A 16,002-nucleotide genomic window follows, 5' to 3' on the forward strand; every position below is an offset into this window, starting at 1 on the left:
TCCTTGTTAAAAGGGCTTAATTTAAGGGTTGAATTGTCAAAGCGTCGTTAATTAACTGCAAACGCGCTGCTTTGCCATAAAATTCGGCCGGGATTTTATCGCTCAGCCAGTATTCTCCCGCGATGGAGACCAGCTCCGGCGTGAGATGTGTGCAAAATATTTGTGCGTCTTTATCACCGCTGGCACCCGCCAGTGCGCGTCCGCGCATCATGCCGTAGACGTGGATATTGCCGTCGGCAATTAACTCAGCGCCTGCGCTAACGTGGCTGGTGACAATCAGATCACAGTGTGGTGCATAAATGCGCTGACCGGAACGAACGGGCATATCAATCAAGCGTGTTTTTGTGACCGGAGTAACAACCGGTACGGGTTCCGGGGCGCTGACCTGACGCGGCGCTTTCTCTTTGCCTTCTGTCAGTAAGGGAAGCCCGGCACGTTCGATTTCTGCTTTCAGTTCGGTATCTTTACAACCGCTGATGCCGACAACGCGTAGCCCGGTTGCGGCAATAGTCTTTTGTAACTGGGGCCAGTTAACGGGGCCTTCCAGCGCAGAGACATTAACAACCACGGGGGCATGTTGTAGAAAAGCAGGAGCCTGAGCGATTTTGTCTTCTAACGCCTGACGAATAACCTCGGGTTTTGCATCATGCAAGTGAACCACTGATAAGGTAAAACTACTGCCTTTTAGCTCGATGGGCGTGTTTGACATCCTGACCTTACTCATTTTGCTATTATCGCTCGCATACGGAGCAATATTCCGAAGACTATCAGGCATGTTATAGTCACTATTATATTCAGGCAAGTAACCACCCGCTAATTCCGAGTATAAAGTATGTTTTGTGTGATCTACCGAAGTACCCGACGCGATCAGACTTATCTGTATGTCGAAAAAAGAGACGATTTTTCCCGCGTGCCGGAAACTTTAATGCAAAGTTTTGGTCAACCGCAGCTGGCAATGATTTTACCCCTCGACGGGCGTAAAAAACTGGCCGGTGCCGATTTGGAAAAAGTAAAAGAGGCGCTGACCACTCAGGGCTATTATTTGCAATTACCGCCACCGCCGGAAAATTTACTCAAACAGCATCTTGCTGATAACGACAAACAATAATCTCCCCCCACAGCGGCAGAATTTTCTGCCGCTGCTTATTTTCCTTGCGGCAAAAGCCGTAACATATTGAGATTTGACAAACTGTCAGACGGCGCGGATAGTCATTTTTCGCTCATGTTCAATGTGTTACTTAGGGGAAAAACATGTATCAACATCATAACTGGCAGGGCGCACTGCTGGATTACCCGGTGAGTAAAGTGGTTTGCGTTGGCAGCAACTATGCGAAACATATTCAGGAGATGGGGAGCGCCACCCCTGAAGAGCCGGTGCTGTTTATCAAACCAGAAACCGCGCTGTGCGATATTCGCCAGCCGCTGGCTCTGCCGCAGGATTTTGGCTCTGTGCATCACGAAGTAGAGCTGGCCGTGCTGATTGGCGCGACATTGCGCCAGGCAACGGAAGAGCACGTCAAAAAAGCGATTGCCGGCTACGGCGTTGCGCTCGATCTTACGCTGCGCGATCTGCAAGGCAAAATGAAGAAAGCGGGGCAACCGTGGGAAAAAGCCAAAGGCTTTGACAACTCCTGCCCGATCTCCGGTTTCATTCCGGCGGCGGAATTTACCAGCGATCCGCAAAATACGCCGCTCGGGCTGAAAATCAACGGTGAAGTGCGCCAGCAGGGCACCACGGCGGATATGATCCACAAAATCGTACCGCTGATCGCTTATATGAGCCGCTTCTTTACGCTGAAAGCGGGAGATGTGATCCTGACCGGTACGCCGGACGGCGTTGGTCCGCTGCACAGCGGCGACGAGCTGGAAGTCAGTTTCAACGGTTTTTCCCTGTCGACCCGCGTTCTGTAAGGCAATTTGCCGCCTTAATCCGGCGGCAAAACTTGCATCCGCATGCCAGACTGGTTATAAGGTGCACCCTGGATTTCAATGGCGGATTTCATCATGAGCGACACTCCTTTCTGGCAAAGCAAAACTCTCGAACAAATGACGGACGCGGAGTGGGAATCGCTGTGCGACGGCTGCGGTCAGTGCTGCCTGCATAAACTGATGGATGAAGACACCGACGAGATCTACTTCACCAACGTTGCCTGCCGTCAGTTGAATATCAAAACCTGCCAGTGTCGCAACTACGAGCGGCGCTTCGAATACGAACCGGACTGCATTAAGCTGACGCGCGAAAATCTGCCCACCTTCGAATGGCTGCCGCCGAGTTGCGCTTACCGCCTGCTGGCTGAAGGGAAATCGCTGCCGCTGTGGCACCCACTGCGTACAGGTTCGAAAGCGGCAATGCATGCGGAGCGTATCTCGGTACGGCATATTGCAGTGAAAGAGTCGGAAGTCCAGGACTGGCAGGACCATATCCTCAATAAACCTGAATGGGCGGATTGATCTGCCGAAGCCTCTGTCACGAAAATAAAGCGTTAATTTATTAAGCAGCAATTAATTGCTCTTCACCTTCACGTTTTATATATCGTCGAAATATCACCTGAGATTTTCAGTGAAATTAATGGTGTACGCAGTCAATTAAATCTGAAGCGAAGCGTCAGACGATCTTTAGCTGTTGAGGCTGGTAATGCAGTGAGTCATTGCCGCGCCTGAAAGCAGAATGGATACATTGACTGCCCGCCTCCACGGCTCTTTTTTATACTAAATCGCAAACAGTTCGCCGTTGTTTTTTCAACGACTGACGCTGATAACTGCCACGGTTTTGCGCCCGGTAGGTGAGGCATAAAAAAACGCTCCCGAAGGAGCGTTTTTTTAGCGACCGAACAGATCGCGTTTTTTCGGTTTGAACGGCTGGGCGATCAGCACCAGCAGAGCGACAATCAGATAAGCAACAAAAATACCCAGCAGCCATTGCGGCATGTCCAGCGTCAGAAACTCCCACTGACGTTCTGCACAATCACCTGTAGCAACAAACACTTGCGGTAGCCATTTATTGAGAGGTAGCCACTCAGGAAAACGCGCGGCGAAATCGCAGGTCATAAACGGCGAAGGGTGCAACTGAATCATCGTATGCTCCCAGGCGAGCTGGATACCGCGAAAAGCGCTGTAAATCCAGATAACCAGAGCGACATAGCGGAGCGGCGTTTTAGGTGCAATGGCTCCCACAATACCTGCGCCCATCACGCCAAATAGCGCACAACGTTCATAAATACAAAGCACGCAGGGTTTCAGCAGCATCACATGCTGGAACCACAGCGCGACCATTTCAAGTGCAAACGCAGTGAGTGCCATAAGAATCCAGGCACCGCGCCCACGCGAGCACTCATTTAAATATCGCAACATAATCTTTTCCCTGGAGATGCGTAGACAACGCAGTGTAAACGAAATCATTGTAGAGGCCACTAGCAGGCATCAAAATAATACGTAATCGAATGTTTATCATGCGGAATGTCAAATTGGGAATAAACTTGCTGCTATTTTGCGCGAAACAAAATATTGATAGATTCTGGTTTGTTTCAAATGAAAGGCCTGCTTAAAACAGGGTTAAGCCTTGTAAAATCACGAAAATGGAGATGCGATCCCTTTTTTTCTTCTTGCCGTACGCTACCTGCCCCGGACGGGGTCTGGTATGATGAGTGTCCTTTGCTTAGCTGTGTAATGGAAATTTGTCTATGGTCATTAAGGCGCAGAGCCCGGCGGGTTTCGCGGAAGAATACATTATCGAAAGTATCTGGAATAGTCGCTTTCCGCCAGGATCGATTCTTCCGGCTGAACGCGAACTCTCTGAACTGATCGGCGTCACTCGTACCACGTTGCGCGAAGTGTTGCAGCGTCTGGCACGTGATGGCTGGTTGACGATTCAGCACGGCAAACCCACGAAAGTGAATAATTTCTGGGAAACATCGGGGCTGAATATTCTCGAAACACTGGCGCGTCTGGATCACGAAAGCGTTCCTCAGTTGATCGATAATCTGCTGTCGGTGCGTACCAATATCTCAACGATTTTTATTCGTACGGCATTCCGCCTGCATCCGGATCAAGCGTTGCAGGTATTGGCCAAAGCGCGCGAGGTGGAAGATCACGCCGATGCGTTCGCCGATCTCGATTACAACGTTTTCCGTGGGCTGGCGTTTGCTTCCGGCAACCCGATCTATGGGCTGATCCTCAACGGCATGAAAGGGCTGTACACACGCATCGGGCGTCATTACTTCTCCAGCCCGGAAGCCCGCAGCCTGGCGCTGGGTTTTTATCACCAGCTTGCCGAAGTGTGTGAACAGGCGCAGTACGAAAAAGTCTATGAGCTGGTGCGTCGTTACGGCCATGAAAGCGGTGAAATCTGGCACCGTATGCAAAAAACGATGCCTGGCGATTTAGCATTGCAGGTCCGTTAAGCAAAAAAAACCCTCTGCGTACAGAGGGTTTTTTCGTTACAGGCTGCTCTGGCGGGGCGGGCATCTTTCCAGCAGTTCCACGCTGCCATCTTCATTTTGCTGTTCCAGCAGCACATCAAACCCCCACAGGCGATGCACGTGTTTCAGAACTTCGCGGCGGCTTTTATCCAGCGGCGCGCGGTTATGCGGAATATAACGCAGCGTTAATGAGCGATCGCCGCGCAGATCGACATTCCAGACCTGAATGTTGGGTTCCAGGTTGCTGAGGTTGTACTGCGACGACAGGCGCGAGCGAATTTCCCGGTATCCCTCTTCATTATGGATTGCCGCGATCTCCAGGTAGTTATTGCGATCGTCATCCAGCACGGTAAAGAAGCGGAAATCACGCATGATTTTCGGCGACATAAACTGGCTAATGAAGCTTTCATCTTTAAAATCGCGCATGGCGAAATGCAGCGTGTCCAGCCAGTCGGAACCGGCAATATCCGGGAACCAGTAGCGGTCTTCGTCCGTCGGTGACTGGCAAATACGCTTAATATCCTGGAACATGGCAAAGCCAAGTGCATACGGGTTAATCCCGCTGTACCACGGGCTGTTATAGGGGGGCTGGAACACAACGTTAGTGTGGCTGTGCAGGAATTCCAGCATAAAGCGGTCGGTCACTTTCCCTTCGTCATAGAGATGATTAAGGATGGTGTAATGCCAGAAAGTCGCCCAGCCTTCATTCATTACCTGCGTCTGTTTTTGCGGGTAGAAATACTGGCTGACTTTACGCACGATGCGCAGGATCTCACGCTGCCATGACTCCAGCAACGGCGCGTTCTTCTCCATAAAATAGAGCAGGTTTTCCTGCGGCTCAGACGGATAACGGCGCGCTTCGGCGATGGTTGGCTCCTCTTCGCGTTTCGGCAGCGTACGCCACAGCATATTCACCTGGCTTTGCAGATACTCCTCGCGGCTTTTCTGCCGGGCTTTCTCCTCCTGCAACGAGATTTTTTGCGGACGTTTATAGCGATCCACTCCGTAGTTCATCAACGCATGGCACGAGTCGAGCAGCTTTTCGACTTCATCGACGCCGTACCGCTCTTCGCAGTCGGTAATGTATTTCCGCGCGAAAATGAGGTAATCGACAATCGAACTGGCGTCGGTCCAGCTACGGAACAGGTAGTTATTCTTAAAGAAAGAGTTGTGCCCATAGCAGGCATGCGCCATCACCAGCGCTTGCATGGTGATGGTATTTTCTTCCATCAGATAAGCGATACACGGGTTGGAGTTAATGACAATCTCGTAAGCCAGCCCCTGTTGCCCGTGTTTATAGAGCCGTTCGGTTTCAATGAATTTCTTACCAAACGACCAGTGAGGGTAGTTGATTGGCATACCGACGCTGGAGTAGGCATCCATCATCTGTTCTGAAGTAATGACTTCAATTTGATGCGGATAAGTATCCAGGCGATAAAGTTTTGCCACCCGGTCGATTTCGGCCAGATAGACATCCAGTAGATCAAAAGTCCAGTCGGGTCCATCACTCAGACGAATAGAGTCCTTATTCATTGAGTCAATCGTAGCCATTAGCGCGCCCTCATTGTTAGAACACTCTCTGTATGGAGCGTCTCATTTCAAGCATAGAACACGCAATCAATTCTGTACGTCATGGCACTTTTTTTGTTCGCGATTTTTGATCCTGTCACCGGCCTTAATCGCTGCTTTTGCAAAATTTTATACTGCGGCGAAATGTCGCGCAGCAGGAGATGCTAAATAATCGCAGGCCTTGTGATACGGTGAGGCTGTGAGGAATGTCACCATAAAAAAGCCATATGTTGAATAATATTTTCATCTGGGTTATCAATTTGTAATTAGACGATTGTGCTTTACTCACAGGAGAGGGATATGCGAGTTGTTGTATTGGGAAGCGGCGTTGTGGGCGTCGCCAGTGCCTGGTATTTGCGTCAGGCGGGTCATGATGTCACGGTCATTGACCGCCAGCCTGGTCCGGCACAGGAAACCAGCGCCGGTAATGCCGGGCAGATTTCCCCCGGTTATGCCGCGCCCTGGGCCGCGCCGGGTGTGCCGCTGAAGGCCATCAAATGGATGTTCCAGCGCCATGCACCGCTTGCTATCAGCCTTGACGGCACCTCATCGCAGCTGAAATGGATGTGGCAGATGCTGCGTAACTGCGACGCCCGGCACTATGCAGAGAACAAAGGGCGTATGGTGCGGCTGGCAGAGTACAGCCGCGACTGCCTGAAGTTGCTACGTGAGACAACCGGTATTCAGTATGAAGGGCGGCAGGGCGGTACCTTGCAGCTCTTCCGCACCGCTGCACAGTATGAAAACGCCACCCGCGACATTGCCGTGTTGCAGGATGCAGGCGTTCCTTACCAGTTGCTGGAATCCGCACGTCTGGCTGAGGTAGAGCCTGCGCTGGCGGAAGTGGCGCACAAATTAACCGGCGGCCTGCGTTTGCCAAATGATGAAACCGGCGACTGCCAGCTTTTTACTCAGCAACTTGCCAGCATGGCAGAGCAGGCCGGGGTGGTCTTTCGTTTCAATACTCCGGTGGATCGTCTGCTGTATGAAGGCGAAAACATCTATGGCGTGAAGTGCGGCGAAGAAGTGGTAAAAGCCGATGCGTATGTGATGGCCTTCGGCTCCTGGTCAACCGGACTGCTGAAAGGCATCGTTGATATTCCGGTATACCCGCTGAAAGGCTACTCACTGACGATTCCTGTCGCGCAGGAAGACGGCGCGCCGGTTTCCACTATCCTCGATGAAACCTACAAAATCGCCATTACGCGCTTTGATAAGCGTATTCGTGTCGGCGGCATGGCGGAAATTGTCGGTTTCAACACCGAGCTGCTGCAACCGCGTCGCGAAACGCTGGAAATGGTGGTACGCGATCTCTTCCCGCGCGGTGGTCGCGTTGAAGATGCGACATTCTGGACCGGCCTGCGTCCGATGACGCCGGACGGTACGCCGGTTGTTGGCCGTACGCCGTATAAAAATCTGTGGCTCAACACTGGTCACGGTACGCTGGGCTGGACGATGGCCTGTGGTTCCGGCCAGTTGCTCAGTGATTTAATGTCCGGCAAAACGCCTGCTATTGCGGCTGACGATCTCTCCGTTGCCCGCTATTTACCCGGCTTTACCCCGGCACGCGCACAGCATCTGCATGGCGTTCATAACTGATAAATATAAGGAAAAATGATGTCTCGTCCGATTATGGCCTCGCTGGACTTGCAGGCGTTGGGCAATAACTTACAGGTCGTGCGTCGGGCTGCGCCAACAGCTAAGGTCTGGTCAGTGGTCAAGGCGAATGCATATGGTCACGGTATCGATCGTGTCTGGCGTTCGCTTGCCAGCACGGATGGTTTTGCGATGCTGAATCTCGAAGAGGCCATTTTGCTGCGTGAACGCGGCTGGAAAGGGCCGATTCTGATGCTGGAAGGTTTTTTTCACGCCGATGAATTACCGCTATTCGATAAATACCGGCTGACCACCAGCCTGCACAGCAACTGGCAGATTAAGGCGTTACAAAATGCGCAACTGCAAGCGCCGCTGGATATCTATCTGAAGATTAACAGCGGCATGAATCGCCTTGGCTTTATGCCGGATCGCGTGCATACCGTGTGGCAGCAACTGCGGGCGATTAACAACGTAAGCAGCATTACCCTGATGTCGCACTTTGCCGAAGCTGAACGCCCGGACGGCATCGCCGGGCCGATGGCGCGTATTGCGCAGGCGGCGGAAGGGCTGGATGCGCCGCGATCGTTGTCCAACTCTGCGGCGACGCTATGGCATCCTGAAGCGCATTTCGACTGGGTGCGTCCGGGTATTGTGCTGTATGGCGCATCGCCTTCCGGTCAATGGCAGGATGTCGCCAACAGCGGTATTCGGCCGGTGATGACGCTCAGCAGCGAAATTATCGCGGTGCAAACGTTAAAAGCGGGCGAAACGGTCGGTTATGGTTGCCGCTATCGCGCGAGCGAGGAGCAGCGTATCGGTGTGGTGGCCTGCGGTTATGCCGATGGTTATCCGCGCATTGCGCCTTCCGGCACGCCGGTACTGGTCGATGGAATTCGCACCGGCACGGTCGGCGCGATTTCGATGGATATGCTTACGGTCGATTTAACGCCTTGCCCGCAGGCCGGTATCGGTACGCCGGTTGAACTGTGGGGCAAGGAGATAAAAATCGATGAAGTCGCTGCGGCAGCAGGCACGGTTGGGTACGAACTGATGTGCGCACTGGCGCCGCGCGTGCCTGTTGTGACGGTGTAACTTACTGCGGGGCGGTTATTCCGCCTCGTCTTCTGCTACTCTGACGCCCACTTTTAACACCGCGTTGTCGGCTTTTTCGGCCACCGTCCAGATCATTCCGGCAAACTCAACCTGGTCGCCTACCACCGGTGCTGCACCCAACAGTTGCTGTACGATATCGCCCAGCGTTTGCTGATTATCGCGGTGCTCAAGCCCTTCCTCCAGGCCGTAAATAAGTGCCACGTCGGCGAATTTGGCATCGGCTTCGAGGATAAAATCGCCAAAGAAACGCTGATCCAGCGCGACCGGCGGCGACTGGCTAAACAGCTTGCCGAGCGCAGGGAGATCCCGCTCGCGCCCAATGACACACAGTACATCGCCTTCCCGCAACCGCGTGCTGCCGGTCGGATGCAACAGACTGTTACCGCGAAACAGCGCCGCAATACGCGTCTCTTCCGGCATGTGCAAATCACGCAACGCCGCGCCCACGCACCATTTATCGGCGCTGAGCTGGTAGACGAACTGCTCGAAGGGATTATCCGGATGAATATCCAGCCCCACGCGAGAAACAGGCCAGCCGACCGGCGGCACCACCACCTTGGCTTTTTTCGCTGCCCAGGTGAGCGAGGTCCCCTGGAACAGCAACGAGATCAGCACCACGAAGAAGGCAACGTTAAAGAACAGCCGCGCATTATCCAGCCCGGCCATCATCGGGAAGGTAGCGAGAATAATCGGCACGGCGCCGCGCAGCCCCACCCAACTGATAAACACGCGCTCACGCAGATTGAAACCGCGGAACGGCAGCAGGCTGGCGAACACCGACAGCGGACGGGCGATAAAAATCATCCATGCGGAGAGGATCAGGGCAGAGACGGCAATCGGCAGCAGATCGGACGGCGTGACCAGCAGGCCCAGCACGAGGAACATGGCGATTTGCGCCAGCCAGGCCAGACCATCGAAGTTTTGCAGAATCCCGTAACGATTGCGGATCGGCCGGTTGCCCAGCACAAAACCACATAAATAAACGGCCAGAATGCCGCTACCGTGCAGGGCCGTCGTCAGGGAAAAAACCAGAATACCACCGCTGAGCGCCAGTAGCGGGTAGAGACCTGGCGGCAGGGCGATACGGTTGATCATCTGTTGCAGCAGGTAGCCGCCCGCACCGCCCAGCAGAATGCCGAGACCAAACTCCTGCACGATATGCACCAGGAACATCACATCGAGATCGGCTTTGTGCTTCTGGATCATCTCAATCAGCGTGATGGTCAGGAAAACAGCCATCGGATCGTTACTGCCCGACTCGATCTCCAGCGTGGAGCCAACGCGTTCGTTCAGCCCTTTGCCTCCCAGCAGCGAGAACACCGCCGCCGCATCGGTGGAGCCGACAATCGCGCCAATCAGCAGCCCTTCCATCAGGTTGAGCTTGAACAACCACGCAGCCATCATACCGGTAAGGCTGGAGGTGACCAGCACACCAACAGTAGCGAGCGAAAGCGCAGGGCCGAGCGCAACACGAAAGGAACTGGCGCGGGTTCGCATGCCGCCATCCAGCAAAATGATCGCCAGCGCGAGGTTACTGACCATATAAGCCAGCGGGTAGTTATCGAACGGGATCCCGCCGATACCGTCAATGCCGGCTAACATACCGATGACCAGAAAAATGACCAGGATAGGAATACCAAGGCGGGAAGAGAAAGAACTCAATAAGATGCTACAGGTTACAAGAACAGAACCCAGAATAAACAGACTAATTATCGCCTCAGCGTCCAATGTGGTGCTTCTCCTTAATCCTCGCCAGTGGGAATCCCCCGGGCCGGAAACCCGGGGTTGGTAACTTCACTTCATAATAACGGCAGAAACAGTGTTTTAATAAGAACATTAAGCACTTTTTTTACCCGGAGATCACAGGATGACCGGTCAGCGTCAGGCGTGTTTTATCAGTATGTTGCAGCTGAGCAAACGCGCCTAACGGCAGGGTTACCGTTTGCGGCTCATGGCCGAAGGCCAGCCCGCTAATGACCGGGATAGTCAGCTGTGAACGCAGGTAATCCACCATCTTTGTAAGATTGTAGCCCGCATCATAATCGTTAGGTTGCGCGTGGGAGAAACTACCGAGAATGAGCGCCTGCTGCTGCGCCAGAATTCCGGCGTGCAGCAGTTGCAAAAGCATTCGCTCAACGCGGTAAGGATGCTCATTAATATCTTCCACCACCAGAATGCCGCCCGGCATTGACGGCAACCACGGCGTGCCGATAAGTGAAGTTAGCATCGCCAGATTCCCGCCCCACAGCGTGCCTTCAACATGGCATCGTGGGCCAACGCCGTTCCACTCGATGCTGAAGGTCGGGTTGGTCAGTGCGCGCCAGAAGTGCTCCTGCGTGAAGGCATCCAGCGTGTCTGCGCCGAAATTACCCGCCAGCATCGGCCCGCTAAAGGTAACCACCTTGCCGGTTGCCAGCAGACCAAGCTGGATAGCCGTAAAATCACTGTGGCCGCATATCAGCAGCGGTTGTTGTTGCTGACGCGCTGCGATGCCCTGCCAGTCGATATCAGCCAGCAAACGGCTGGCGCCATAGCCGCCGCGCACCGCCATCACAATCGTATTATTGCCCGCCAGGGTTGCCAGTGCGTTGATATCGGCCAGACGCTCTTCATCGCTGCCGGCAAACCGCTCGCTGCGCCGGGTGATGACGGATGGATTGGCAATGTGATGCCCCTGCTGCGTCAGACGTTCGACGGCAAGTGCCGCCGCGTGCTGATTAATGCAATAACCGGAAGGGGCAATCAAATGGATGGTGGACATGGCATTTCCTTGCTGACATCTATAGGGAAACAGTTATCATGCCGCTAACCTGTATCGTTGTCATCCGCAGTGATGAGCCCCTCGAAGAAGGATTTGTTGGCGTGAAATTAAGATGGTTTGCTTTTTTAGTGGTACTTTTGGCCGGATGTAGTTCAAGACAAGATTACCGCCAGCCGGACTGGAATCCGGAAGTGCCGGTGAAACGGGCGATGCAATGGATGCCGATCACCGAAAAGGCGGGCGCGGCGTGGGGTGTCAGCCCACGGCTGTTGACGGCGATGATTGCCGTGGAATCCGGGGGAAACCCGAACCTGGTGAGTAAATCCAATGCGGTGGGGCTGATGCAACTGAAAGCGTCAACCGCCGGACGTGAAGTCTACCGCTATATGGGATGGAGCGGTCAACCCTCCAGCAGTGAACTGAAAAATCCCGAACGCAATATTTCCATGGGCGCGGCCTATTTAAGCATTCTCGAACACGGGCCGCTGGCGGGGATCCGCAACCAGCAGGTGATGCAGTACGCGCTGGTGGTCTCCTACGTTAACGGCGCCGGGGCATTACTGCGGACGTTCTCGTCGGATCGCGACGAAGCGATTGATGAGATCAATGATTTGAGCGCTGACGCTTTTCTGAAACACGTGGCGGAAAAACACCCCGCGCCGCAAGCGCCGCGCTATATCTGGAAAGTTCAAAAAGCGATGGATGCGATGTAATCAGCGCACCCGGTTGGCGCGTTCGCGCGCCTCGCGCTCCAGGGCGAAGATAATGCGCTGGAGCTCGCGCTCAACGCCGGGGCTGACATTCAGAAAGCGGAAGCTCAGGCGTGGCGTAACGATGGTGCTGTTTTTCCCGTCCACCACTTTGCGCTCGCCGACCGCAATCAGCTGTGCGTCAAAATAAAATTGTCCCCAGGACGCCATGTCCAGTTCCACCTGCGAAAAGCGCATGCCCGGTTGCAGTGCTGCGGGTAATTCGCCATCCAGCAGGGCGCCCATCCCTCCCAATGAGAGATCGAACAGGCGAAAGCGGATCTCGCTTTTGTCCGGCATCAACGCTTTACAAAAATAAGCCGGATGGAGCGGGGCGCTAATGCGGAAATATTCACGGCGCTGAATAAACCACAGCGAATCCGGCAGCGAGGTAATAAATGCCGGCAGCGCCTGGAAATCACCGGCTGCGAGCCCGGGCAGTGTAAACTCAACCTTGGCGCCTTGTGTTTCAGCGGTAATGGTCACTTTCCCTGCACGCTGCACTGCGTTGTTCTCATACTCCTGGCTACCAAAATCCATCACCAGCTCTTCCGGATTGACTTCCAGTATCTTACTGATGAACTGACCGCTGCCCCAGGTAATGCAGACAGGCACCTGGTTTTTTTGCAGATCGCGCAAAACACCCAGTACGGCCAGAGGATTCTGTTTCAGGAACTGCTCACTGTAATTGCTCACGCCGAATGGCTCCTTGATGACTGACACACCGTCGTTGGGTTATCGGCAATTTCAGACAGAACTTAATACAAATATTGCGAAAAATTTTCCCTGAAGAGTGGGATTAAGTCTGTGAGATGAAAAAGTTTTGTCGCCGACAACTATACTGTAGCTAACGCGCCGCCATTGTGGTGCGTGCATGTAAACGAAACAAGCAGAAGGAGAGAGTAAAATGGGCATTCTCGCGTGGATTCTTTTTGGTTTGATTGCTGGCATTATTGCTAAATTAATCATGCCCGGACGGGATGGCGGCGGATTTATTCTGACTTGTATTCTGGGGATTGTGGGGGCGGTGGTTGGGGGCTGGCTGGCTACAACGTTTGGTTTTGGCGGCGATATTACCGGCTTTAATCTGCACAGCTTCCTTGTCGCGGTCGTCGGCGCTATTGTCGTGCTGGCAGTGTTCAGGCTGTTGCGCAGAGATTAAAACTTACGCTTCAGTAAAAAGGCCGCAATTGCTGCGGCCTTTTTCATGTTTACTGCGCGGCTTTTTGTTCGGCAGGCGCAGGTTGTTGTGAGGCGGATGCAGGTTGCGTTTGCGGCACGTTGTCGCAGGGTTTCTCTTTCGGGCACACCAGATCCAGCATTTTCAGCGTGACGCCGTTAGTCCAGCCAAAGCCGTCCTGCAGCGGATACTCTCCACCGCCGCCGCCTGTACCGGTGGTGCTGACATCATATTTTTCCACCAGTTTTTTCTCACGGTCGTAGGTGTGCTGAACATTGGTCAGGAAGCGCCAGCTCACTTCCTGCGAAAGTTTCTGCTGCTGGTAATTTTGCAGCCCCTCGGCGGCAACCCATTGCAGTGGTGCCCAGCCGTTAGGCGCATCCCATTGTTGCCCGCTATTCACGGTAGTTGTGGTGATACCGCCGGGTTTCAGCAGTCGCGCTTGCGTGGCGGCAGCGACTTTATCCGCACGATCCTTCGCCGCCGCGTTGACAAACAGCGGGAAGAGCGCCGCTGCCGTAAGCTGGTTTCTGACTTTATGGGTTTTCAGATCGTAATCGGCGTACCAGCCCTCTTTTTCATTCCACAGATTGGCTTCAATACCTTTCTGCCGAGCGGTGGCAAGGGCTTCATAGTGACTGGCCTTTGCGGCATCACCGGAAACCTGATAGCCGCGGGCAAGCATTTTTTCCATTTTGAACATCAACGCGTTCAGATCCACGGGCACAATGCTGGTGGTTCGAATGGTACCGAGCTGCTGCGGGTTATCCATCCAGCGCGAGCTGAAATCCCAGCCCGAGGCGGCAGCGGAACGCAAATCGCGATAGATCTCCGTGGCGGGGCGGTTAGGGTTATTTTTCGCCGTAGTGACATCATCAAGCCACGATTCCGGACGCGGCGTATCGCGGTCGTCCCAGTAACGGTTTAACACGGTTCCGTCATTCAGCTTTACCACGCGCTGGCTGGCCTGACCCGGTTGCAGGCTATCGACGCCTTCCATCCAGTAGCGATATTCTTTTTCCATCTGCGGCAGCCAGGTTTTCAGCGCCTCATCGCCATCATGGGTAGCCAGCAGTTCGACCATTAAGGCGAAAAACGGCGGCTGGGAGCGGCTCAGATAGTAGGTGCGGTTACCGTTGGGAATATGTCCCCAGGTATCAATTTCGTGCGCGAAGTTGGTCACCATATCGTTGATCTTGTCCCAGTGTCCGCTTTCAGCGAGGCCCAGCATCGTAAAGTAGCTGTCCCAGTAATAGACTTCGCGGAAACGACCGCCAGGCACAACATAAGGTTTTGGCAGCGGCAGCAGGGAATCCCATTTACCGGCGCTATCGGTTGTGCGTGTCAGCACGGGCCACAGGCCGTCGATATGCTCGCGCAGGCTTTGGCCTTCAGGCGGAACATAGGCTTCGCCTTCTTTCGGTAAGGTAAAGTTAACATCAACGAAGTGGCGCAAATCGAAACTGGTCTGGTTACGCTGCATACGATAATCCGCGAGGATCATCAGCGGATCGCCTTTGGGTACAGCATCTGCAAAGGTTTTTTGATCGGGAAAGAGTTTGGCGCTTTGCACATCATTAAACAGCGGGCCGAGCAGGATATCCGGTGATTGCTGCGCATTCGGGGCGTCTGCGGACAGCGCCTGAGGAACAACAGCAAGTAATGCTCCACCTAAAACGACGTGCATTGCCAGCAACAGCGAGCGCGGCTGGCGCATAACAGGTTTTATCATCAATCATTCTCCTTGAGCTGGCGCATCACGGCACCGCTGACATCAATCTTGTCCAAACCTTAGTCGAATATCAGATAAATCGCGTGCTCCGTTTGGCATTTTGTACGATTCCAGACTATTTCCCCGTCTGGTTACGACGAAAATGCGGTTTTTTTCCGCAGAAGTGTGACGAAGGTTGATCAATACGGCTGGGTTATTTTTAGCGATCAAATATGCAGAGAGCAAAAAATAGACAATATTGCGGCAAATCGACATGGCTGAAAGGTTTCATTTAATGTGGATTCAGAAGCGGTTAAGCACCGCTAAATAATTTCATACAAAGAATGTTCTCGCGCGAAACAACCCGCGGTACCGCTATGAAATAGTTTTGTACGTGACTATATATGCCCGGTAAATAGATGCTTTTTGCTCAATATATTTCGCCAATACTGACAAAAGAATCCGAAATAGGGCGTAAAAGCTCTTAAACCCTGCATTTAATCTGGAATTGAGACTACCAGATATTGTAGTATTTATTCGTGTATTTATGCTTTTAGGATTACTCTTATCACATTATTTTCAGTATATGCTAAGAAAAGAATCATAGGTATTATCTATTTAATTTCAGTTGGTTATGGATTTGCATTTTAATAAACTGGCGTTATGGACAGCTATCTTTAATAATTCTCTCCTCAAGTGAAATTTTTTCTTGAGAATTGTCCTAATTTGCAAAAAAATTAAATAATCCTATTTCAACAGGTCGGAGATCATATTGAATTGAATAATCCTATCTGTAAAATCGTGTCATGATAGTCAATGAAAAGTAATAATATTGCGGCCTTGCTTTGTGCAGGCTCGTGCGGTAGCTATGCCTTTTATTCATTATCACGGCGTTTTGTTGGAAA

The 16,002-nt window shown here is 52.9% G+C and carries 15 protein-coding genes; 8 read left to right on the plus strand and 7 right to left on the minus strand.

Annotation, left to right across the window (positions count from 1 at the left end):
- Positions 1 to 16: 16 nt before the first annotated feature.
- The gene (minC, locus tag Y71_RS11070; RefSeq protein ID WP_007371653.1) at positions 17 to 709 is read right to left on the minus strand and encodes a septum site-determining protein MinC; all 693 of its coding nucleotides are present in this window, start codon (positions 707 to 709) and stop codon (positions 17 to 19) included.
- 123 nt (positions 710 to 832) lie between these two features.
- Between minC and Y71_RS11075 the strand changes: the two genes are divergently transcribed.
- The 3 genes from Y71_RS11075 to ycgN all read left to right on the plus strand — a co-directional run bounded on the left by Y71_RS11075 (position 833) and on the right by ycgN (position 2,451).
- On the plus strand, positions 833 to 1,108 hold the full coding sequence (locus Y71_RS11075) for a YcgL domain-containing protein (protein ID WP_035887435.1): 276 nt from the start codon (positions 833 to 835) through the stop codon (positions 1,106 to 1,108).
- A 143-nt stretch (positions 1,109 to 1,251) separates the two neighbouring features.
- Entirely contained in the window at positions 1,252 to 1,911 is a 660-nt protein-coding gene (locus tag Y71_RS11080; protein WP_007371655.1) for a fumarylacetoacetate hydrolase family protein, read from the plus strand.
- A 93-nt stretch (positions 1,912 to 2,004) separates the two neighbouring features.
- On the plus strand, positions 2,005 to 2,451 hold the full coding sequence (ycgN, locus tag Y71_RS11085; RefSeq protein WP_007371656.1) for a cysteine cluster protein YcgN: 447 nt from the start codon (positions 2,005 to 2,007) through the stop codon (positions 2,449 to 2,451).
- Between the two features lie 369 nt (positions 2,452 to 2,820).
- Here the strand turns inward: ycgN and dsbB are convergent, their stop codons facing one another.
- Positions 2,821 to 3,351, minus strand: coding sequence for a disulfide bond formation protein DsbB (dsbB, locus tag Y71_RS11090; RefSeq protein ID WP_035887433.1), 531 nt, complete (start codon positions 3,349 to 3,351; stop codon positions 2,821 to 2,823).
- 329 nt (positions 3,352 to 3,680) lie between these two features.
- Here dsbB and fadR point away from each other — a divergent pair, with 329 nt between their 5' ends.
- Positions 3,681 to 4,400 carry a fatty acid metabolism transcriptional regulator FadR gene (gene fadR, locus Y71_RS11095; protein ID WP_007371658.1) on the plus strand — a complete coding sequence of 240 codons (720 nt, stop codon included), beginning with the start codon at positions 3,681 to 3,683 and terminating at the stop codon, positions 4,398 to 4,400.
- Positions 4,401 to 4,436: 36 nt separating this feature from the next.
- Here fadR and Y71_RS11100 read toward each other — a convergent pair whose 3' ends face one another.
- Positions 4,437 to 5,969 carry a SpoVR family protein gene (locus Y71_RS11100; RefSeq protein ID WP_007371659.1) on the minus strand — a complete coding sequence of 511 codons (1,533 nt, stop codon included), beginning with the start codon at positions 5,967 to 5,969 and terminating at the stop codon, positions 4,437 to 4,439.
- Between the two features lie 318 nt (positions 5,970 to 6,287).
- Here Y71_RS11100 and Y71_RS11105 point away from each other — a divergent pair, with 318 nt between their 5' ends.
- Both Y71_RS11105 and dadX read left to right on the plus strand, forming a co-directional pair.
- A complete protein-coding gene (locus tag Y71_RS11105) occupies positions 6,288 to 7,586 on the plus strand; it encodes a D-amino acid dehydrogenase (RefSeq protein ID WP_007371660.1) in 1,299 nt (432 codons plus the stop codon).
- Positions 7,587 to 7,604: 18 nt separating this feature from the next.
- The gene (gene dadX, locus Y71_RS11110) at positions 7,605 to 8,675 is read left to right on the plus strand and encodes a catabolic alanine racemase DadX (RefSeq protein ID WP_007371661.1); all 1,071 of its coding nucleotides are present in this window, start codon (positions 7,605 to 7,607) and stop codon (positions 8,673 to 8,675) included.
- A gap of 15 nt (positions 8,676 to 8,690) precedes the next feature.
- Here dadX and Y71_RS11115 read toward each other — a convergent pair whose 3' ends face one another.
- Both Y71_RS11115 and ldcA read right to left on the minus strand, forming a co-directional pair.
- Positions 8,691 to 10,424, minus strand: coding sequence for a potassium/proton antiporter (locus tag Y71_RS11115; protein WP_007371662.1), 1,734 nt, complete (start codon positions 10,422 to 10,424; stop codon positions 8,691 to 8,693).
- Positions 10,425 to 10,545: 121 nt separating this feature from the next.
- A complete protein-coding gene (gene ldcA / locus Y71_RS11120; RefSeq protein ID WP_007371663.1) occupies positions 10,546 to 11,457 on the minus strand; it encodes a muramoyltetrapeptide carboxypeptidase in 912 nt (303 codons plus the stop codon).
- A gap of 101 nt (positions 11,458 to 11,558) precedes the next feature.
- Here ldcA and emtA point away from each other — a divergent pair, with 101 nt between their 5' ends.
- Complete coding sequence (gene emtA, locus Y71_RS11125; protein ID WP_007371664.1) at positions 11,559 to 12,170, plus strand: membrane-bound lytic murein transglycosylase EmtA; 612 nt, start codon at positions 11,559 to 11,561, stop codon at positions 12,168 to 12,170.
- Here emtA and ycgR read toward each other — a convergent pair whose 3' ends face one another.
- Positions 12,171 to 12,902, minus strand: a complete 732-nt coding sequence (gene ycgR, locus Y71_RS11130; RefSeq protein ID WP_007371665.1) for a flagellar brake protein YcgR — start codon at positions 12,900 to 12,902, stop codon at positions 12,171 to 12,173.
- Positions 12,903 to 13,113: 211 nt separating this feature from the next.
- Between ycgR and Y71_RS11135 the strand changes: the two genes are divergently transcribed.
- On the plus strand, positions 13,114 to 13,368 hold the full coding sequence (locus Y71_RS11135) for a GlsB/YeaQ/YmgE family stress response membrane protein (protein WP_007371666.1): 255 nt from the start codon (positions 13,114 to 13,116) through the stop codon (positions 13,366 to 13,368).
- A 49-nt stretch (positions 13,369 to 13,417) separates the two neighbouring features.
- Here the strand turns inward: Y71_RS11135 and Y71_RS11140 are convergent, their stop codons facing one another.
- On the minus strand, positions 13,418 to 15,118 hold the full coding sequence (locus tag Y71_RS11140) for an alpha,alpha-trehalase (RefSeq protein ID WP_007371667.1): 1,701 nt from the start codon (positions 15,116 to 15,118) through the stop codon (positions 13,418 to 13,420).
- Between the last annotated feature and the right edge of the window lie 884 nt (positions 15,119 to 16,002).

The sequence above is a fragment of the Kosakonia radicincitans DSM 16656 genome, from assembly GCF_000280495.2.
Taxonomy (GTDB): Bacteria; Pseudomonadota; Gammaproteobacteria; order Enterobacterales; family Enterobacteriaceae; genus Kosakonia; species Kosakonia radicincitans.

Excerpts from the sequence above, each read along its gene's own strand:
- minC (WP_007371653.1), bottom strand. The coding sequence starts at position 709 with ATGTCAAACACGCCCATCGAGCTAAAAGGCAGTAGTTTTACCTTATCA.
- Y71_RS11075 (WP_035887435.1), top strand. The coding sequence starts at position 833 with ATGTTTTGTGTGATCTACCGAAGTACCCGACGCGATCAGACTTATCTG.
- Y71_RS11080 (WP_007371655.1), top strand. The coding sequence starts at position 1,252 with ATGTATCAACATCATAACTGGCAGGGCGCACTGCTGGATTACCCGGTG.
- ycgN (WP_007371656.1), top strand. The coding sequence starts at position 2,005 with ATGAGCGACACTCCTTTCTGGCAAAGCAAAACTCTCGAACAAATGACG.
- dsbB (WP_035887433.1), bottom strand. The coding sequence starts at position 3,351 with ATGTTGCGATATTTAAATGAGTGCTCGCGTGGGCGCGGTGCCTGGATT.
- fadR (WP_007371658.1), top strand. The coding sequence starts at position 3,681 with ATGGTCATTAAGGCGCAGAGCCCGGCGGGTTTCGCGGAAGAATACATT.
- Y71_RS11100 (WP_007371659.1), bottom strand. The coding sequence starts at position 5,969 with ATGGCTACGATTGACTCAATGAATAAGGACTCTATTCGTCTGAGTGAT.
- Y71_RS11105 (WP_007371660.1), top strand. The coding sequence starts at position 6,288 with ATGCGAGTTGTTGTATTGGGAAGCGGCGTTGTGGGCGTCGCCAGTGCC.
- dadX (WP_007371661.1), top strand. The coding sequence starts at position 7,605 with ATGTCTCGTCCGATTATGGCCTCGCTGGACTTGCAGGCGTTGGGCAAT.
- ldcA (WP_007371663.1), bottom strand. The coding sequence starts at position 11,457 with ATGTCCACCATCCATTTGATTGCCCCTTCCGGTTATTGCATTAATCAG.
- Y71_RS11135 (WP_007371666.1), top strand. The coding sequence starts at position 13,114 with ATGGGCATTCTCGCGTGGATTCTTTTTGGTTTGATTGCTGGCATTATT.
- Y71_RS11140 (WP_007371667.1), bottom strand. The coding sequence starts at position 15,118 with ATGATAAAACCTGTTATGCGCCAGCCGCGCTCGCTGTTGCTGGCAATG.